The 19,085-nt window shown below is 43.7% G+C and carries 17 protein-coding genes; 3 read left to right on the top strand and 14 right to left on the bottom strand.

The annotated features are described in order from the left end of the window. Positions 1 to 266: 266 nt before the first annotated feature. The 4 genes from R2S67_RS07625 to R2S67_RS07645 form a co-directional block, all read right to left on the bottom strand. Positions 267 to 1,112, bottom strand: coding sequence for an MBL fold metallo-hydrolase (locus R2S67_RS07625; protein ID WP_317343044.1), 846 nt, complete (start codon positions 1,110 to 1,112; stop codon positions 267 to 269). A 660-nt stretch (positions 1,113 to 1,772) separates the two neighbouring features. After that, positions 1,773 to 2,264: a hypothetical protein gene (locus tag R2S67_RS07630; RefSeq protein ID WP_089204769.1), complete on the bottom strand. Its 492-nt coding sequence runs from the start codon at positions 2,262 to 2,264 to the stop codon at positions 1,773 to 1,775. A 156-nt stretch (positions 2,265 to 2,420) separates the two neighbouring features. After that, positions 2,421 to 2,951, bottom strand: coding sequence for a hypothetical protein (locus R2S67_RS07640; protein ID WP_317343048.1), 531 nt, complete (start codon positions 2,949 to 2,951; stop codon positions 2,421 to 2,423). A 635-nt stretch (positions 2,952 to 3,586) separates the two neighbouring features. Beyond that, positions 3,587 to 4,300: a hypothetical protein gene (locus R2S67_RS07645; protein WP_317343049.1), complete on the bottom strand. Its 714-nt coding sequence runs from the start codon at positions 4,298 to 4,300 to the stop codon at positions 3,587 to 3,589. A 739-nt stretch (positions 4,301 to 5,039) separates the two neighbouring features. Between R2S67_RS07645 and R2S67_RS07650 the strand changes: the two genes are divergently transcribed. Further along, complete coding sequence (locus R2S67_RS07650; RefSeq protein WP_253644787.1) at positions 5,040 to 6,002, top strand: integron integrase; 963 nt, start codon at positions 5,040 to 5,042, stop codon at positions 6,000 to 6,002. Between the two features lie 44 nt (positions 6,003 to 6,046). Here the strand turns inward: R2S67_RS07650 and R2S67_RS07655 are convergent, their stop codons facing one another. The 8 genes from R2S67_RS07655 to R2S67_RS07690 all read right to left on the bottom strand — a co-directional run bounded on the left by R2S67_RS07655 (position 6,047) and on the right by R2S67_RS07690 (position 13,938). Then, on the bottom strand, positions 6,047 to 6,520 hold the full coding sequence (locus R2S67_RS07655; protein WP_012841656.1) for a DUF2947 domain-containing protein: 474 nt from the start codon (positions 6,518 to 6,520) through the stop codon (positions 6,047 to 6,049). A 13-nt stretch (positions 6,521 to 6,533) separates the two neighbouring features. After that, the gene (locus R2S67_RS07660; RefSeq protein ID WP_005376917.1) at positions 6,534 to 7,121 is read right to left on the bottom strand and encodes an HD domain-containing protein; all 588 of its coding nucleotides are present in this window, start codon (positions 7,119 to 7,121) and stop codon (positions 6,534 to 6,536) included. 1 nt (position 7,122) lies between these two features. After that, positions 7,123 to 7,707, bottom strand: a complete 585-nt coding sequence (rimJ, locus tag R2S67_RS07665; protein WP_317343053.1) for a ribosomal protein S5-alanine N-acetyltransferase — start codon at positions 7,705 to 7,707, stop codon at positions 7,123 to 7,125. 36 nt (positions 7,708 to 7,743) lie between these two features. Beyond that, positions 7,744 to 9,288: a transcriptional regulator TyrR gene (gene tyrR, locus R2S67_RS07670; RefSeq protein WP_317343055.1), complete on the bottom strand. Its 1,545-nt coding sequence runs from the start codon at positions 9,286 to 9,288 to the stop codon at positions 7,744 to 7,746. A gap of 100 nt (positions 9,289 to 9,388) precedes the next feature. After that, positions 9,389 to 10,429, bottom strand: a complete 1,041-nt coding sequence (locus tag R2S67_RS07675; protein ID WP_199803995.1) for a YcjF family protein — start codon at positions 10,427 to 10,429, stop codon at positions 9,389 to 9,391. Next, the gene (locus R2S67_RS07680) at positions 10,426 to 11,802 is read right to left on the bottom strand and encodes a YcjX family protein (RefSeq protein ID WP_317343056.1); all 1,377 of its coding nucleotides are present in this window, start codon (positions 11,800 to 11,802) and stop codon (positions 10,426 to 10,428) included. The genes R2S67_RS07675 and R2S67_RS07680 overlap by 4 nt, the downstream gene beginning before the upstream one ends. A gap of 259 nt (positions 11,803 to 12,061) precedes the next feature. After that, complete coding sequence (locus R2S67_RS07685) at positions 12,062 to 12,247, bottom strand: hypothetical protein (protein ID WP_012841654.1); 186 nt, start codon at positions 12,245 to 12,247, stop codon at positions 12,062 to 12,064. A gap of 173 nt (positions 12,248 to 12,420) precedes the next feature. Next, positions 12,421 to 13,938, bottom strand: coding sequence for a fumarate hydratase (locus tag R2S67_RS07690; RefSeq protein WP_005376905.1), 1,518 nt, complete (start codon positions 13,936 to 13,938; stop codon positions 12,421 to 12,423). 270 nt (positions 13,939 to 14,208) lie between these two features. Here R2S67_RS07690 and pabB point away from each other — a divergent pair, with 270 nt between their 5' ends. Further along, entirely contained in the window at positions 14,209 to 15,573 is a 1,365-nt protein-coding gene (gene pabB / locus R2S67_RS07695; RefSeq protein ID WP_317343086.1) for an aminodeoxychorismate synthase component I, read from the top strand. A 366-nt stretch (positions 15,574 to 15,939) separates the two neighbouring features. Here the strand turns inward: pabB and R2S67_RS07700 are convergent, their stop codons facing one another. Both R2S67_RS07700 and R2S67_RS07705 read right to left on the bottom strand, forming a co-directional pair. Then, positions 15,940 to 17,640: an ATP-binding protein gene (locus R2S67_RS07700; RefSeq protein WP_114323198.1), complete on the bottom strand. Its 1,701-nt coding sequence runs from the start codon at positions 17,638 to 17,640 to the stop codon at positions 15,940 to 15,942. Between the two features lie 7 nt (positions 17,641 to 17,647). Next, positions 17,648 to 18,187 carry a heme NO-binding domain-containing protein gene (locus R2S67_RS07705; RefSeq protein WP_012841652.1) on the bottom strand — a complete coding sequence of 180 codons (540 nt, stop codon included), beginning with the start codon at positions 18,185 to 18,187 and terminating at the stop codon, positions 17,648 to 17,650. A gap of 242 nt (positions 18,188 to 18,429) precedes the next feature. On the opposite strand from R2S67_RS07705, the gene R2S67_RS07710 reads away from it, so the two are divergent. Then, positions 18,430 to 19,029 carry a CoA pyrophosphatase gene (locus R2S67_RS07710; protein ID WP_046876183.1) on the top strand — a complete coding sequence of 200 codons (600 nt, stop codon included), beginning with the start codon at positions 18,430 to 18,432 and terminating at the stop codon, positions 19,027 to 19,029. Positions 19,030 to 19,085 lie beyond the last annotated feature (56 nt).

A 19,085-nucleotide genomic window follows, 5' to 3' on the forward strand; every position in this document is an offset into this window, starting at 1 on the left:
AAAGCGCTTTAAGGCTAGCATGGAAATGACCAATATTCGCCCTTTTCGCCGCTTTTCCAACCTATTACCCCGCCACTTTCACTCTTAGGCTACAACCACGTACATTCAGCCTGAGAGATCCGTTGCGGAAATAACGCCCAATTAAGGGGTGAACAACGCCTACACCCAACCTAACGCATTGTGCCATAAACACTAAATTTGAAGTAGAAGCAAAAGTGCCAAGCGTTGTGAATCCCTCTTAAATTGCTTGTTAAGCGTACTTTTCGCTATACATTAATACAGCTTCCGGTGGGGATTGCCTCTAAACGCTCTCCGAGTACTTCTTTTAGCAAACCATAAGCCTTCTTACCTGTGCAGTGCCCTGTATATAGTTTATCAATGGGGTATTGTAACAACGCGAGACCAAGGTCTTTGATGTCTTGCTTAGTCCCACCGATACTATCGAATAGTGGCAACCCAACTAGGTGAAAGCCCCCAACGACTGCTTTAATTCTCTCACCCGGAAAATAGCTAACAGCAGTGTCAACCATATTAAGAACTCCACTATGAGCACAACCAGTAAATATAACTAAACCATCATGCTCTTTTATCACTAGTAGTAGTTCATGGTCGAATGTATCGGACTCCCATCCATTTTGAGATTGCGTATATAGATATTGGTTTCCTTTTGGCTTTTCGTGTTTGGTACTTATATCAGTAATAGCAAATACATTCGGCGCAATTTCAGTCGTTTGGCTAACGAATACTAGGCGATCATTGCTGTCTTTTAGTAAATCTGTATTGATACCAACATCATTTTTGAAACCATAAGCACTAAAGTAGTAGTTTTTTTCTTCACAATCTTTCAAAAACACATTGGCTTTAGAATTGTGAGAAACAAAATCTACAGCACCATTACAGTGATCATGGTGTCGATGCGATATAACCGCAATATCAACACATTCGATATTAACGCCTAGTAAAGGCGCATTTTGACAAAACGTATCTCCTCCCCCCATATCAAACAGTATATTCAATGATTCAGTTTCAATATGTAATGATAACCCCCGCTCAACAGCCAAATCTTGCCTACCGTCCAGCCGAGTGTTATCCACTAATGTTGTTATTTTCATAGTTTCCTTTAGACATCGGTTCCGATGTGTACGCTTAACGCCGCATTAAGGGGTGAACAACGCCGCCACCCAACTTAAGCAATTGTGCCGTAAACACTAAAGTTGATTCAAACTAAAACCGCCAAGCGTTGTGAATCCCTCTTGAATGCTTTGTTAGTTGCCAAACCTAAAGCTTTGATTTGATGTTAATTACCGCTTTGCCAACACTAGTTTTACGTGTTTTATTAAGAAACCCAAATCAGGCGCAGTTTCAAAGCACCTGTCACTGAAACCACTTGGAATTTACAACGCCGTAGAAAACGGACTTTGAACAACAAACAAACCTTTTGGAACGGCAAAGCAGCAGAGCAGACTTTCAACTAATAAAGCGGCTTCTGAAGCAGAAAACCCAAACCAAGAAAGAAACCAAAGCACGATTTTCACAAACCCAAATAACTAGAAATTGAAATACGAAAACCTAGCCAAAAACACATGGACATTAGCCCTAAACATTCTGCTCTAGGTACATTTTTCCTCGTTGGCAACTAACGCCGCGTTAAGTGGTGAACAACGCGACCACCAAACCTAAACTATTGCGGCGTAAACACTAAAGCTGATTCAAACCAAAACTGCCAAGCGTTGTGAATCCGTCTTAAACGCTTTGTTATACAACAGTAGCAACTAACCCAAAGATTTTATTGCTGAATTTATCATTTTCACGTACTCCACATGAGCTTCTTGTAAACTACACCTATGGCTAGGGTCCGTTATAACAATGAAATCATCAATCGAATACTCTGAATCAGACAGCAGTAGTTTTACCCTATTGGGAAACTCTTCAAGTAACAAATAGATATTTATAATACAGCGACATTCTTCTTCAGTTAAATAGCCGATTTGACCCAACATCTCTTTATATACATCATTAAATACTTTGACCGGAAATGCCGTTCGCTTTCCATTTGAAGGAGTTTTAAGTATCTCCGCACGCCCCTCAAAACTTGTAAGATTGACATTCAACTCTGCTTTAATCGCTGAAATGATAGATTTTCTTCTCTGCGCGATACCTTGCCCATGCTGTTTTCTAGCAAAAAAACCATTAGCAAGAATTGAAATGATCACGCCTACGAAACCAACTACTCCCGCAATCAATGTTTGATAAGTATCAATCACATCCACTGCTCCTAATTTGAATGTTGTATAACGCCCAGTTAAGGGGTGAAGCACGCAATGACCAAGTTTCCGCATGGCACTTCAACACCAAAATCACCGCATTACAAAAATGCCACGCGTGCTGAATCCCACTTGAACTGTTTGTTAAATTGCTGATTACTTGCCCTTAATTTGGTTAACTAAGTTTGACGCAACCAAAATATAAGCCTTTGCATCATCTTCTGTTAATTCCACTTCTTGCGTATGCACAAGTTGATTCCGTAACTTTCGTAGTTCATCAAACGACTTAAGTTGTGTATCGCTTAAAACACCGCATTGATGCAGATAATGTCCTAACTTCGGATAGTTTTTAAACGGAGATGTATTTGATGAACTCCAAAAAGAAGCAGCTAGTGATGCTGCAACATTTTCTAGTTCCATCCATGCCTCCAATACCGCAGCTCGTGTGGAAAAAGGGAGAATATTTATTGCTGGTGTATCAATTTCAGAAGTTTCATCGATTTCAGCTTCAGACTTTAACGCTTGAACCTGTTCTGAAAATTCCATTTCTAGTTCCTTGAACTTCAATTTACGCATGAATGGAATCAACGAAACCAAAGGCTTGCGCAACAGCAGTAAAACAACGACCAACGTTGCGGGCCAAGCTAACGCTTTAGTCATTTCAGATATAAATGTGTACTTATCCATTCTTGTTCTACTTTACTCCATTGCAATTTAACGCCGCATTAAGGTGTGAGCGGCGATTGGCTATACTTGAGCGAAGCGAAACTGCCAAGCGTTGCGAATCACTCTTAAATGCTTTGTTATGTTCTGGCGCTAACAACACCTTACAAACCATTGAATATTATCTAAATCATGCTATTGTTATGCAACTGATTTTAATATTGAGTTTTGAACTTGATATAAACTAATTGAGAGAATCAGCATTCGTTGAAGACTTGACGAGCGGTATCTTGTCTCTGGTTGTATACGCAGGCGCAATTTTAGGTTTAGCATGTACAGTTATGGGAGTGCCAGTTATGGACTTGAATACGATGATTGAATGGTGCGGCTCAGGGGTACTGCGGGTAACCAAAGATTCAGTTATTGCTTGATATGATTCACAGATGTTCTCGAGATAGTCCCCGGGGTTCGAATCCCCAACCCGCACCATATAATAAGCCAGTGGAGGTACTTTACCCACTGGCTTTTTTTGTATTGAAACATAACGCCCTGTTAAGGTGTGAGCAACGCAATACCGATGCTTCCGCATGCCACCTTAAACACTAAACGCAACGCATAGTAAAAATGCCACGCGTTGCGAATCACTCTTAAACAGTTTGTTAGGCGATTTTTTCAGCGAACTCTTTACTTTGTTTCTGCACATCAGCAAAAGATACTAGCTCACTGTAATGCACATGACCATTATTCATATCAACTTCTTGGCAATAAACGAGCTCTTCATAGGGCTCGTTATTATGGCTAAAGTGACAGTAGATATGAGGAAAGTAATAATATTCATCACCATCTATGTTGACTGCTTCAATGTCCTCATAAGGTATTTTCCCGACTAAATAGGCTCGTATCTCTTCTGTAGAGTTACTTTTTTCATTAGTATATTTTCCATCATGGATATACAACCTTTCAGCACTCAAAATAACCATTATTCCTTTATGGTAAGTGTCAACTAAAGCAACCTTAAACCAAGGCGATATACCCGACTTTGATTCATCAGTATTTGGGTACGAATCTACACGGTCAACGTGTCGAATTATTGCATCTTTTCGTAGCTTCTCGTGGCGACACCTAAATATTTCTTTTTCAAAGATTGGGCGCAGTTTTTCTCGATGCTGGACAAGCTCAGCAGGAGTAAATTTATGCTTACTCCCACTCGGCATGAAATAGCGTCGAAATATCTCTGTTGCAACAAAGACCAGACTAAAAACAACAAAGTATGGTTCAAAATCACCTGAAGGTTGCATAGCCCACGCGATACCTATTACTAGTAATAGCAAAAATGTCGTAGCCTCGATAAATAGCACAACCTTGTCTCTCATGTTCAATATTTCTCCTATCGCCTAACGCCCAATTAAGTAGCCCGAAACGCCCTGGCTTACTTTCCGCATTGCTCGGCAACACCGAAAACGACGCAAACCAAAATCGGCGAGCGTTGAGGGTCTGCTTGAATTGTTTGTTATACAAAGCATTATCTCTAGAGCAAAACGTCTTTTACACAATATGTTGTACCTATCTCAGACGCTACGTAGCAAGTTAAATTTTCTTTCAATATTGCGAAAGGAACTAGCGTTCCCTCATGTTTGTCTATACTAATATTTTGTGACTGACTATCCAAACGAACAGTAACCGAGCCTCCATTTTCTAAGATTACATCTGCTTGATATTCACTGGTGTTAGCACAAATAGAAACTCGACAGGATTCGGTATGTTCTAATCCGTCAACAAACACAAGGCACTGCGCACTAGTTTCATCACAACCAGCCCATGTATTAAAGCTACAAACAGCCAATATGCACACACTGCAAATATTTTTCACCATATTAAACCTAACTGTTTTGTATAACGCTTTCTATACGGCAATTTGCCTCCTTTCTGGCAAGCTACCGCCCTCTTTCTGATCAAAAGCGCTATGAATCGTAGCACCTATATACATGAAACAAATAGAAAAACAGTATGAATATGTGTGGTCGCGCGCGCAATTAGACGGCGCAATGCACGCTAATTACAAAAGAGCTGATAGACTGAAGGGGCTGTATAAATAAACAGGTCAATTTTATCATGAAAAGTCAGTTTTTACTTAGTGTAAAAGAGCACATGCTTACTCGTCATTATGCGAATAAAACCATCGAAAGTTATCTATTTTGGATAAAACGCTTTATCACTTTCCACCAGCTTGCCCACCCTTCGACACTAGCAGAAGATGATGTCGTTCAGTTCCTGAGTTACTTAGCGGTAAAAGAAAAAGTTGCGGTAAAAACGCAAGCTTTGGCACTGAACTCAATATCATTTTTATATCGTGATTATTTCAAAACTCCACTATCACTTGATATGAGATTTCAGAAATCTCTGACCGAAAAGAAACTTCCCGTTGTGTTAACTAGGGAGGAGATCCGACGATTCGTTCAACATATCGACCCGAGGTATAAACTCCATATTCAGTTGCTTTATGGCTCAGGGCTTCGAGTTATGGAATGTTTACGCTTAAGAGTTCAAGACATCGATTATGATTATGGTGCAGTTCGCGTTTGGCAAGGAAAAGGAGGTAAAAATCGTACAGTCACATTAGCCAAAGAACTGCATGAACCACTCAAAGCTCAAGTTAATTTAGCAAGAAACTATTACTTTAAAGATAGGCACATGCCTGGTTATGCGGGCGTATACATCTCTGAAGGTTTACGACGTAAATACCCAAAAGCGGAGCTAGATTTTAACTGGCACTTTTTATTCCCATCAACAAAGTTAAGTACAGATCGGGACACCGGAGAGCTCAGAAGGCATCATATCAATGAAAGTGCAATACAAAGAGCGGTAAAGCGCGCTGCAACGGATGCGTGTATCGAGAAAACAGTAACATGCCATACACTCAGGCACAGCTTTGCCACGCATTTATTGGAGTCTGGTGCTGACATTAGAACAGTACAAGAGCAGCTTGGTCACACCGATGTAAAAACCACCCAAATCTATACTCACGTTATCGAGCGCGGGGCTGGCGGCGTGTTGAGTCCATTATCCAGCCTTTAGAAAAACAAAGCCACCTCGAAAAGGTGGCTTTGCAGTATAACTCGTTATTGACGAACACCGAGTTTCACATTGCCCTTTGAGTCAAACCAAAGCGCTTGTGAACGACGACGTCCAATCAATATTGGACCATCATCATAAAAGAGAAAGTTCTTCCAATGCTTTTTAAAAATCGACCACTTAGTTTCGATGACATTGTACTTCTCGTAGCAAAAGTAAACGGTCACATCGTCTTGCCAATCGATATGTGCTTCTACTTCCGCTGGCATGTCCGGATCATCCAACTCCCACGCAGCCATCCAATCAACGACTTCAGACCAGTTCGCCTCATTCATTGGCCAATCTTGGGAGCTAAGTCGATCCATATCGGGGCTTTGAGCACTAATATTTTCTTTCCAAAATTGTGCTGAACGAGCTTGGCTCATCGGCTTAATAAAAGCCAAATCTTCTTCTGGCACAGGCATCGACTGATGCGTAAAAATCCATTTTCTTTGGTATTCATCCAAAGGCAAATAAGACATTCAGTCTCCTTTATTACGATTTCAGCCAACCTTTCTCTGTGGCTTCTTCTATCAACTCTTTCGCTTTGTCCCATAAGGTAACAGAGCCAAATTCAATTCGTTTATTAATGGTAAGTGCTTGTTCACGAGAGACGCCATGCTCCTTCCAACTCTGACCATTATTATGGTAGTTCAAGAGCATTGGAATTAACCGATCGAGTGCTTTTGCATACTTAGCATCATCGGTCTGCGCGGCTTCAAATTCATGCCAAAGCGCCAATAATTCTTGCTCCTGATCGCTGGGTAACATACCAAACAAGCGTTCTGCCGCTCTAATTTCTTTTTCTGCCTGCTCTTGAGACGCGGCAGTATCATAAACAAAGGTATCCCCCGCGTCGATCTCTACTACGTCATGTATCAATAACATTTTCATCACTCGGCAAATATCAACAGGTGCATTTGCATGCTCTTCCATCAATATTGCCATCAGTGCGACATGCCAACTATGCTCACCACTATTTTCGAGACGCCCTTCAGCACTTTTAACTCGAGTTCGGCGCAAAATACTTTTGAGTTTATCGAGCTCGATTACAAGTGCTAATTGCTTTTCCAATCGCTCCATACTATCGCCCTTCTGGTTGCCAATTCGGATTAATAAGTGACGTTAGAACGTGGTCTTGCCATTCACCATTAATCAAAAGGTAATTTTTTGCATACCCTTCTCGATTGAACCCTACATGCTCTAGCACAGATTCACTACGTTTGTTGTGAGGCATGTACCCGGCTTGAATACGATGCAGTTTCTGAACGTTAAACATGTAGTCGCAAGCCATAGTTAATCCACGACGCATATAACCATGCCCTTGTGCTTTTTCAGCGAGAGAGTATCCGACGTTACAAGAATAAAAAGGGAAACGACTCAAATTACTAAAGGATATCGTACCTAGCATTTCACCCGAAGAGGCTCTGACCAAGAGGCAATAATACCCCAACCCCATTCGATGCAGCTCATTGAGCTTGATAAGCTTTTGCAACCAACCGTTCACTGAGAAAAAAGCCTCTTCACGTTTCGGCTCAAACGGTTTCAGGTATTCTCGGTTCGCTTGAAAATACTCGGCAATCATATCTGCGTCACCGATTTCAGCGGTACGAAGAAGCAAGTCACCGTCCAACTTATGAACGGCGATAGATGAGCTGTTATCTTCCATTACAAATGATCAATTCCGTCTGTTCGTTCAATTCGATTAATTCTTGCGGATACCGTAATCACGCAGTTTATTAGCGATTGAGGTATGCGATACATTTAAGCGCTTAGCAAGCTTGCGGCTTGATGGGAATGACTGATACAAACGCTCCAGAACCTGAGATTCATAGTCACGCATGATCTCATCCAATGAACCGTCGATGTTAAGCGTTGCACTACCTGCGCCGACTGATTGAGGCTGAGGTAAATTGAAGTGCTCCGCGTTTAGTATACCACCATCCATTTCTGTGAGCGCTCGAAGAACCATGTTATCCAGCTGGCGCATGTTTCCTGGCCACTGATAATTTGCAAGGGCATCAACTAGACCATCATCAAACTCTGGCTTATCAATCCCAAGCTGTTGAGCATGTTTCGCCACAAATAACTCAAGCAATGGCGCAACGTCATTTGAGCGCTTACGTAACGGAGGAATGCTGAGCGTAAGTACGTTGAGACGATAATACAAATCTTCACGGAACATTCCTGCCTCAGAAAGTTCGGCAAGGTTATGTTTTGTTGAAGCGATGATACGAACATCGACATGCATCTCATCTTCTGCACCGACACGACGGAAATTACCATCCTGTAGAAAACGTAACAGCTTGATTTGAAGATGCGAACTCATTTCACCGATTTCATCAAGAAATACCGTCCCGCCATTTGCTTGCTCAAAGATGCCTTTGTGACCTTGTTCATGATTAAATGAACCCGGCGCGTGACCAAAAAGTTCGGTTTCTGCCACATCGTCAGGCATCGAAGCACAACTCAAAACTAAGAATGGCTTACTCGCACGGCTAGAACGGCTGTGGCAAGCTTTAGCAAGCATTTCTTTACCGGTCCCCGTTTCGCCTTCAATCAACAGTGGCTGGTCAAGCACAGACAGCTTCTTAGCTTGATTCATTAGCGCTTTATGGCGGTTCGATATTCCAACAAAGTGCTCAAAACCCAGGGGATTATGCAGTGGCAGCGCTTCTTCAATTCTGGCAACTTGCTGACTAGAGCGAATCGTCATTAGAGTACTCGCTAGAGTCGAGTTTTGCGCTTCGTCTCGGATATAAACTGGCATCAACTCAAGAACATAGTCCAAGCCATCAATCACAAGGTTTTCCCGCGTTCTGCCATTCACACCTTCAGACCAGCGAGAAAAACGAACACTTGGCAGCAAAGCTCCGATCTGAGTACCAATTACTTCTTGCGTGTGAAGACCAAGCAGTGAAAGTGCAGACATGTTTGCCATGTCTACGGCACCTTTAAGGTCGATGGCAAAAACCGGATCGGGCAAGTTATCAACTAGCGAGAGCAACTCCGTATTGTGGCGCTCCATCGGCATAAACTGGATTTTACGTACGTCTTTCACCCCCGGAATACGGCGGATTTCAGCCATCAGCTCACTAAACGTATCAAAATCAATATCTGGGCAGTTCAAATAGATAATACCGCTAATATCGATTTCGATACCACGCAAGTCGATGCTTTTAGACGCTAAAATATCGAGCAGTTCTCGGGTCAAGCCGAGTCGATCTTCACATAAGACTTCAAGACGCACTGAAAATATCCCAATTCACGACTGTCAGGAAAAGTTGACAGTAGTTTCTATCATGCTTGGAATGGCGTCAAGCAATCCTATCCATCAAAGTTGATATTCGTTACGGTTTCATCGTAATTGATGCAACTTTCGCCGCCACAGCCTTGCGTATGGTGCCCAATTTAACCTGACGGTCAGGATACCAAGGTAGTGGACGCAATAAGGTCATCGCTTTCAAGCCCAAACGTGCAGTGAGAATACCAACGCCTAGCCCCTGCCCCGCACGAGCGGAGACTTTGCCTGCAAGGTCCATCGACATCAAGTCCATACTGGCATCAATAGCTAGCTCACTGGCACCAGCCGCCGCCATATTGACAAATACCGCTTTTAGTAGCTTGATGCGAGAGGCATAACCTAGCTCTACCCCATATACCTTGGAGAGGTTGTCGATCATTTTGAAATTTCGCCACGCCACCAGCAACATATCAGCGGCAGCCAGAGGGCTCACCGCGACTAGGGCCGCACACTCGGTTGCGTGCTGCGATACGACTTTCGTTGCCAATTTGTCTTGTTGGCTCACAACCATCGAGTCATACATATCAAGGATTTCAGCATCACTATGAGCAGGGTTAATGCTGTTCTGCCAACGATCAAAGCCCGGGTTCTCTGCCATCACACCACTTTGTTCTGCCACTGTTTCGCAAAAGGCTTTCCCTTTCCCCACACTCTCACTATTAACAAGTGCTTCGGCTTCTTCTTGAACACTAAAATGATTTCGTAGTTTGCGCAGTTTCCAAAGCTCTTTACCCATCGCCCCTAAACCAAGCGAAGCGATCGCAGCAATAAACCCCGTCCAGCTTAAAGCCAGCCAATCAGAAGTTTGAATTGCGGTTATAACCGAGTCCACCGCTTGCCAGCCAACCAAACCAGCGAAGGTGGCAAATGCGCCAGTCGCGAGCCACTTTCTGCCCGGTTTTGGACGAATGACATGCTCGAGTTGCAATTCCTGTTCGGTCTCCTGGCGCTCTTCTTTAACTTCAACAGGTACGAATGTTTCTTTTTCGCCGAATGTTTGCTGCGCCGTCAACTCCGGTTGATTCGATTGCTGCTCTTTTTCCATTGCCTTTTCAGAGAAAACTTGTTTTTGCTTCAACTCACTCATTTCAATTTATCTCCAATCAGGTAATCCAGTGCTTTGTCTAAGCGTATATGCTTCACTGGCTCATCATTCGGTGAGGGCATTGGACGGAATGACGTAAAATCAAACCCGTTGTTTTGCCAATAAGCCGCATTTGGTAGCTTTTTCGGCACTTCTCCCGGAAACATCGTCATCGGCTCACCATCCAACGTCGTACCCTGTAACGCCGGAATCGTCTTATCTCCAGAAGAAATAAATCCCGTCGTGGTTGATTGGATAGAAGCGATACTCATGCAGCTCATCTCGATATTCTCGTAGGCTGCGGTTTGCCACGCTGGATGCACCATTTGTTGTAGCAAAGACACTAAATTGGGATGCTGATCGGGCGTTATGTGATCCGCTTTTGTGGCAGCAAACAGCACTTTGTCGATTTTTGGTGAGAATAAACGGCGCAAAAAGCTACTACGACCATAACGGAAGCTATGCATGATCTGTTCTAGCGCTTGGCGCATGTCGTAAAACGCTTCATCGCCAGCATTGAGAGGCTGCAAGCAATCCACCAGCACAATCTGGCGATCGAAGGTCGCAAAATGATGCTTATAAAACGCTTTCACTACTTTCTGTTGGTATTCCTGAAAACGCGCTTCGAGCATCGCTAAGTTGCTGCCCTTAAGCGCCTTGCTTTCCGAATCAGCACGACACGGGAAAAACTGTAGCACTGGCGCGCCTCCGAGCTCACCAGGTAATACGAAGCGGCCAGGCTGTACCCAATGAAGACCTGCGTCTTTACAGGCATGAAGGTACTCGGTGTATGTATGCGCAACTTTCTCGAGTAGTTTCTCGTTCACTTCAGCAGAAAGATCCACCTTTTCTAATTCAGACAGCCAAGCTTTGGCTAAATCGCCACGCTGGCCTTTAAGTGCATCAAACTGAGTTTGCGACCACGTCGCAAAGTCCATGTCCAATAAAGGCAGGTCGAGCAGCCACTCTCCTGGATAGTCGATAATATCAACATTTAAAATTGCGGTTTTACTCAACAGCTTTTTCGTGGTTTTATTTGGTTTGTACTTGAGCGCTAAGCGAATCTCACTCACATCCCGTGTTGGTACTGGCCATTGAGGTGGGGTCGCATGGATCTGGCTCATCGCTTCGTCGTAAGCAAAGCGTGGCACCATCATATTCGATTGAGGCTCACGCTTCGCCCCAATAAGGCGCTTATCTCTAGCCGCAGTCAAAAGAGGCAAATTGTCATGGGTTGCAGTATGAAGAAGCTGATTCACTAATGACGTGATGAATGCCGTCTTACCGGCACGAGAAAGTCCGGTGACAGCAATTCGAACATTAGAGTCCATACCTCTGTTGATAAAGTCATTAACTTCTTTCTTTATTCTCTTCATTACGCTTCTTTATCTTACTCCACTTTAAAACAACGTTGTCAGCGACTTCGAATTTCGATCTATGAATACTGTTCTATCCCGAATTCTATGAGTTTAACTTTATATACCTTAATAAAAGATGAACAAAACATTCGCTTAAAGCAGGGTGAAAAAAGAAAAGCCCCTGAGTGGTTCAGAGGCTTACTTAATCAACACTAAAGCATTAGTGACCCTATTTATGCTGATTACTGTGTTGAACAGAAACCTGCTTTCTTTGAGTCTAGTCGTCTTCGATTAATTTATAGATAACAAATAGAGCGATTTCTAAAATCAGCCACAACACACATGTGATGGTCACGTACTTCTCATCAAAAATGCTGATGCCGTGAAGGATCAAGTCGTAGCCAACAAAGCCACCTACCACTACAGCAAGAATAATTTGTAGAATCTGAATAAAACGAGGCATGCCGTCTCCTAATTATTGTTCGCATAACGTTTGATTGCTATGCCCTGAGGTTTATATCTACATTATATAGACAAAAAGTGCAGTTTTCGCTGCACTTTTGTCAAATGTTTGCTAGGTAAATCAGCACCTTGTCACATTCTCTCTACTGAGACAATGTAAGATTACCGTTTGCCTTACGCTTCCATCTCTTGGATTTTCACTTTCCAAGTGTCAGGACCGATTTGGTGCGCGTTAACGCCATTTGAGTCGACAGCCACTGTTACTGGCATATCTTCAACTTCAAATTCGTAAATCGCTTCCATACCTAAATCTTCAAATGCGACAACGCGAGCTTTCTTGATCGCTTTCGCAACCAAGTACGCAGCACCGCCGACAGCCATTAGGTAAACCGCTTTGTGATTCTTGATAGATTCAACCGTTGCAGGGCCACGCTCAGCTTTACCGATCATGCCCATGATGCCAGTTTTTTCTAGCATCATATCGGTGAATTTATCCATACGAGTTGATGTTGTTGGGCCAGCAGGACCAACGACTTCATCACCAACTGCATCGACAGGGCCTACGTAGTAAATGAACTTACCGTTTAGATCTACGCCTTCTGGTAGACCTTCGCCATTATCTAGCATGCCTTGAATACGTTTATGCGCAGCATCACGACCAGTCAGAATTTTACCTGATAGAAGAACCGTTTCGCCTGTCTTCCACTCTTGTACTTCTTCTTTAGTAATCGTGTCTAAGTTTACGCGACGCGTGTTTTCGCCCGCTTCCCAAGTAATATCTGGCCAATCTTCTAGTTTAGGTGGAGTTAGCTCTGCTGGGCCGCTGCCGTCAAGCGTGAAGTGCACGTGACGAGTCGCCGCACAGTTCGGTATCAAACAAACAGGCTTAGAAGCAGCGTGCGTTGGCGCCGTTTTGATCTTAACGTCGACAACAGTTGTCAAACCACCAAGGCCTTGCGCGCCGATACCAAGTTTGTTCACGCGATTGAAGATATCAAGACGAAGCTCTTCTTCTGCGTTTTGTGGGCCACGGTCAATAAGCTCTTGAATATCGATGTGTTCCATTAGAGATTCTTTTGCCAATACCGCTGCTTTTTCAGCCGTACCGCCAATACCAATGCCAAGCATACCTGGTGGACACCAGCCCGCGCCCATTGTTGGTAGTGTTTTCTCTACCCACTCAGCAATATCGTCAGATGGGTTTAGCATCACCATCTTAGTTTTGTTTTCACTACCGCCGCCCTTCGCCGCGATCTGAATTTCAACTTTATCGCCCGGTACCATGTTGATGTGTACGACAGCAGGCGTGTTGTCTTTGGTATTAATACGTTTACCGGCAGGATCCATAAGTACTGACGCACGCAACGGGTTGTCTGGGTTCGTATACGCTTGTCGAACACCTTCATCTACCATCTGCTGAACCGTCATGTCGGTTGAGTCCCATTGCACGCCCATACCGATGTTGACGAAACACGTCACGATACCAGTATCCTGACAAATTGGTCGGTGACCTTCTGCGGACATTCGGGAGTTAATTAGGATCTGAGCAATCGCGTCTTTAGCGGCTTGGCTCTCTTCGCGGTGATAGGCTTTTTCAAGAGCTTGAACAAAGTCTAGCGGGTGGTAGTAAGAAATATACTGTAGCGCATCAGCGACACTGCTGATCACATCCTGCTTGCGTATTACCGTCATTACATGCCTCGTTATAGTTATGCTTCCATTATTGGCTTGGCTTCAATCGTGTTTGTTGAGCTTATTGCTCTTTTGAGCTTCGTTTTTTATAAACAATTGTCGAACGGCTGATATCGACACACGAAACGCTGAAGTCGCCTACTTGTAAACCATCTCAAAACCCTATGAATAGAGGGAGTTTGGCTATACAGAGGAATATGATACTCTTGCTGCCCATGACATGCCATGCAGTGAACGATCTCTTTGTCACAAATTACACAAATGAACAACATGGACAATCAATTCATTGATTTTAAAGCGCTGGAATACGCACCAGAGTTTGCTCTTCACCTCTTTTCTCGCATTCAACACCAGCCTTGGGCGATGTTGCTGCGTTCTGCATCAGAAACGCATATCGATAGTCGCTTCGATGTGTTGGTTGCCAACCCAATTGCAACGTTAGAAACCACTGCCGAAAGCACACAAGTTGAAACGCCATCGAATGCCTATTCAACTCAAGATGACCCATTTGCGCTGCTTCATCAGTTGCAAGAACAGTGGCTTCCTCACGTTGAGTTAAATAAAGAATTGGATTTGCCTTTTGTCGGCGGAGCGCTCGGTTACTTCAGTTACGATTTAGGTCGACGCGTAGAAACGATGCCAGAACTGGCCGAAAAAGATCTCAACACGCCTGATATGGCGGTAGGTCTGTATGAATGGGCCGTCGTTGTTGACCACAAGCTTAAAAAAGCATGCTTAGTCGGTCAGAATATCGAGCAAGCTTGGCAATGGTTAGAAAAACAAGAAGCGGAGCAAAGCGTTGACTTTGCTCTGTCTGGTGATTGGCAGTCAAACATGACGAAAGAGAGCTACGCTACTCGCTTTGACAAGGTGCAAGAATACTTGTTGAGCGGTGATTGCTATCAGATCAATTTGGCGCAGCGCTTTAACGCACCGTATCAAGGCAGTGAGTGGCAAGCGTATCTGAAATTGGAGTCCGCCAACCAAGCGCCATTCTCAGCGTTTATCCGTATGCCTGAGTCTTCAATTTTGAGTATCTCTCCAGAGCGCTTTTTAGAACTCAAAGATCGCGTCATTGAAACGAAACCAATCAAAGGTACTCGACCACGCAGCGAAGATCCAAGGCAAGATAACGCTAATGCCCATGACTTGCAGACAGCGGAAAAAGATCAGGCAGAAAACCTAATGATTGTCGATTTGCTGCGTAATGACATTGGTCGAGTTGCGTCACCGGGTAGCGTTCACGTGCCAAAGCTGTTTGAGATTGAAAGCTTCCCCGCAGTGCATCATTTGGTGAGCACCATTCGTGCGAATTTGGATGAGCAATACTCTCCTGCAGATTTGCTGCGAGCGTGTTTTCCAGGCGGTTCAATTACGGGTGCACCTAAAGTTCGCGCAATGCAGATCATTGAAGAATTAGAGCCGCATCGACGTAGCGCGTATTGCGGCAGTATTGGCTACATTTCTCGCCATGGTCGTATGGATACCAGCATCACCATCCGCACTCTCGTAGCGGAGAATCACAAACTGTACGCTTGGGCTGGCGGCGGCGTCGTTGCAGATAGCGATTGCGCTTCTGAATATCAAGAAACGTTGGATAAGCTCTCAAAGATTTTGCCAGCGCTGCAATCGTAGGTTTCGTCAAATGGCAACGGTCTATGAATCCTGCTAACGAAAACAAGCAAAAACGCCTCCAGTACGGATAATGCCGCTCGTTTAACAGCGAGTGGGCATATTTCTGTATCTCGTCATCCTGTACAGCGATGAAGGAGCGTGATGTAGGCTTTTCTATCCGAGCACTTTATGGTCAAATTTGTTTCATTAGCCGCTCAGCATGCGCTATTAGATTCCTAGTCTCGCCAAGGCTCGCTGGAATGACACAAGAAACATCGTTAAGCGATCGGCATTATCCAGTGTGGAGCGTTTTTTGTGTGTTTTATTTACAGGTACTTTGGCTTTTAGCCGTTGGCTAACAAGAATCCGTTTTTTAAGAGGCAGCGTCTACTGCTCAAGCCACTTACACATGATCTGTTCAATATCGGTTGCGGTGTACGGCTTAGTGAGGATGTCGTCCATGCCTGAATCAATGCACTTTTGACGCTCTTCGATGGTAGTGCCAGCGGTTAATGCGATAATAGGATGAGTAAAGCCACGTTCTCTCAGATACATCGTCGCCTCATAACCGTCCATTTCTGGCATTCGGCAATCCATAAATATCAGTTCGTAATCTTTGTTTTTCACCGCTTCTAAGGCTTCTTTCCCATTGGCTTTTAAATCAGGCGTAATGTCGAGTTTTTTCAGCATTTGAGTAACTATCACTTGGTTCATTCTGATGTCATCAACCACCAATATTGAGCGTCCTGCCAAATCACTTCGCTCTATAGTAGCTAATTCCCCCTCTGCTGCGCCTTGGGCTTGCCCCTCCTTTAGAGGAATAGAGACTTTAAAGGTGGTACCTTTGCGTTCTTCACTTTCAAAGCTAATCTCGCCCTGCATCAAATCCACTAGATTTTTACAAATCGCAAGGCCCAAACCTGAGCCTTCAAAACTGCGCTTCGCCGAGCGATCTACTTGCACAAATGGGTCAAATAATGAGGGCTGTGCTTCTATCGGGATGCCAATACCCGTGTCTTCAACCTCAAAATGCGCAATACCGTTTATCCACTCCACTCGCAGCACCACCCCTCCCAAATGAGTAAACTTAATAGCATTTCCCACCAAGTTGACCAAGATCTGTGTAATTCGCTCTAAGTCACCAACTAAAAACTCGGGAATACCGAGCTTTTTATCGATGGAGAAATGAATTCGCTTTTCTGCTGCTTTAGCTGAAAATACCCCCATGATGGCTTTTTCAAGCTCTTCCCAAGCAAAGACCTTATCGATGATTTCCATCATACCGGCATTCATCTTGCTGAAGTCGAGAAGATCGTTAATGATAACCCTCAACAAGTCTCCCGATTGAGTCAAATTGTTTAGGTAATGGCGTTGCTCTTCACCTAACTGTGTTCGACTTAGTAGTTCAGCACTACCTAATACGCCATTAAGAGGTGTACGCAACTCGTGGTTAATCATTGCGACAAACTCTTTCGTCGCTTTTTCCGATTCCTCTGCTCGCTTTCGCAGCTCCACTTCTCGCTCTAAACTCAAATGCCGCCCAATGACCCCATGAACCAAATCCGATACCAGCTCCATCTGTTTGGAAATAAACGATTGATCGATTTGATCCAACTGAACAGAGAAGATCAACTCCCCTACTGTTTGCTTGTCAATGATGATAGGCAAATGCAAGTTCTCCCCCTGCCAATTGGGGACAGTCTTAATCGTATTCTCATGGCGAAGCTGTAAATGACCAAAATGATGTCTGCGCAAAGAAGAGAGTTTTGTGGAATCAAGATGTAAGTAAGCCGCAGAAATGATTGAGTTCGAAGTGAGCTGTTCAATAAAACTGGCAATCATGGCTTCATCAAACGTGCTCGACAAAAAAGTTCGACCAAACTTAATCAGCGTCGCGTCAACTTTCTCTTCGAACTCAAACTTGCGTAAATCCTTTTTTGATTTCAACTCAAGCTTTTTCAAAGCAACACTTAGCTGTTGAGTAGATTCATAAAGTTCGAAGCTCTTCTGCTCCAATAACCGCTCAGCTGCTTTTCTTGATTCGATTTCTCGTTTGAGTTTCCTTTCTAGCGAGGAACTTCCTGTCATATCGTTCTTATTGTGCCTCTAACCAAAAGCGAACCTGGCTACCATCTTCTGACTGGTTTTGGTGTTTGATATGAATAACTTCACCAAAGTGCGCTGCGCAACCTTTTATTAGACCTAAACATACGTGAGACATGCACCGCGCACTTCGATAATCAAACACCATGTTTGATTGAGTCTCGCTGATAAAATCAAACTGAGGAGGATTAGCATCTGGGTAGAGCTTTTTGACCTCGACATGAATAAAATCTTCAACATGGCGAACAAATTGAAATGTCGTTTCACACTGCTGCAAACTCGCGTGACTAGGAATCGAGCGAAGTAAATTCAAAAAAACGCACTCTCCAAATACTTCTTGCAGTTGTTCAGGTGGAATGCCAGATACTTTACTGAGATTCACAATCAATTTAACCAAGTCTTTATGATCGTAACTACCAACCGCCGTATAAATCCCTTCGTCATTAGAAAGGTCGAGCACTTGGTCTAACACATCGAGACCAAACTTCTCTTCCACTAACTCCATGAACTCGGTGAAAATAATCCCTTTCATCAGTCAATACTTGCCCTATAGTGACGTCTTAAAATAAAGAATGGTTTATAACCTTATAAGTTTCAAATTATTATACCCAAGCAGAGTGAGACACACGACACAAAGCAGGGAAAGAACCAATGGACATGCTTTGGTATTGCCGTACTACTACTTTAATACCGTACCAACGGCGATAGCACCACGCCTCTTGCGGCCATTGAGTATAATAAATAGTGGTTAGGCACAATAAATAAGGATTTGGTTTGGTTATCGACAAAACTCAATTACTGCAAAACTTTCAATTTCGGCTTCCAACGGGTTACCACAAAGAGTCCCTCGCGCGACTGAAATGGATGAAAGGAAAATCACTGCGAGACGCAGCGGTCTTAATTGGTTTTGTAGAACGCCCGGAGGGGCTACAGGTCATTTTGACAAAGCGAGCAGCGCACTTGCGTCATCATCCGGGACAAATCAGTTTCCCCGGCGGTAAGTTTGAGCAGGAAGATCATCATCTAATCAATACGGCATTAAGAGAAACCAAAGAAGAGGTCGGTATAGAAGATGAACATATTCATGTATTTGGCCAGCTTCCAACATTGCCAACGATTAGTCAGTTTAATGTGACACCGTTTTTGGCCTTTATTTCTCCTGAGTATAAAACGCATATTGACCCAAATGAGGTGGAGTCTGTTTTTGAAGTTCCTGCTAACCACATTCTGAATCCGACAAAATTGTACAGCACCAAGTTTGACCTAAAAAACAGCAGTCATCGTGTATTTGCTATCCCATATAGACAGCATTTCATCTGGGGCATGACCGCACAAATCATCGAATCGATGCAAAAACATATCATTTCACATTAAAAACTTCTGATATCGGTATTTTTATGGATGCGATCATCATGCGCATCAATATTAAT

Origin of the sequence: Vibrio sp. T13N (assembly GCF_032970445.1) — a bacterium.
Lineage (GTDB): Bacteria > Pseudomonadota > Gammaproteobacteria > Enterobacterales > Vibrionaceae > Vibrio > Vibrio diabolicus.

Coding starts and splice junctions, on each gene's coding strand:
- R2S67_RS07625 (WP_317343044.1), bottom strand. CDS start 1,112: ATGAAAATAACAACATTAGTGGATAACACTCGGCTGGACGGTAGGCAA.
- R2S67_RS07640 (WP_317343048.1), bottom strand. CDS start 2,951: ATGGATAAGTACACATTTATATCTGAAATGACTAAAGCGTTAGCTTGG.
- R2S67_RS07645 (WP_317343049.1), bottom strand. CDS start 4,300: ATGAGAGACAAGGTTGTGCTATTTATCGAGGCTACGACATTTTTGCTA.
- R2S67_RS07650 (WP_253644787.1), top strand. CDS start 5,040: ATGAAAAGTCAGTTTTTACTTAGTGTAAAAGAGCACATGCTTACTCGT.
- R2S67_RS07655 (WP_012841656.1), bottom strand. CDS start 6,520: ATGTCTTATTTGCCTTTGGATGAATACCAAAGAAAATGGATTTTTACG.
- R2S67_RS07660 (WP_005376917.1), bottom strand. CDS start 7,121: ATGGAGCGATTGGAAAAGCAATTAGCACTTGTAATCGAGCTCGATAAA.
- rimJ (WP_317343053.1), bottom strand. CDS start 7,707: ATGGAAGATAACAGCTCATCTATCGCCGTTCATAAGTTGGACGGTGAC.
- R2S67_RS07675 (WP_199803995.1), bottom strand. CDS start 10,429: ATGAGTGAGTTGAAGCAAAAACAAGTTTTCTCTGAAAAGGCAATGGAA.
- R2S67_RS07680 (WP_317343056.1), bottom strand. CDS start 11,802: ATGAAGAGAATAAAGAAAGAAGTTAATGACTTTATCAACAGAGGTATG.
- R2S67_RS07685 (WP_012841654.1), bottom strand. CDS start 12,247: ATGCCTCGTTTTATTCAGATTCTACAAATTATTCTTGCTGTAGTGGTA.
- R2S67_RS07690 (WP_005376905.1), bottom strand. CDS start 13,938: ATGACGGTAATACGCAAGCAGGATGTGATCAGCAGTGTCGCTGATGCG.
- pabB (WP_317343086.1), top strand. CDS start 14,209: ATGGACAATCAATTCATTGATTTTAAAGCGCTGGAATACGCACCAGAG.
- R2S67_RS07700 (WP_114323198.1), bottom strand. CDS start 17,640: ATGACAGGAAGTTCCTCGCTAGAAAGGAAACTCAAACGAGAAATCGAA.
- R2S67_RS07705 (WP_012841652.1), bottom strand. CDS start 18,187: ATGAAAGGGATTATTTTCACCGAGTTCATGGAGTTAGTGGAAGAGAAG.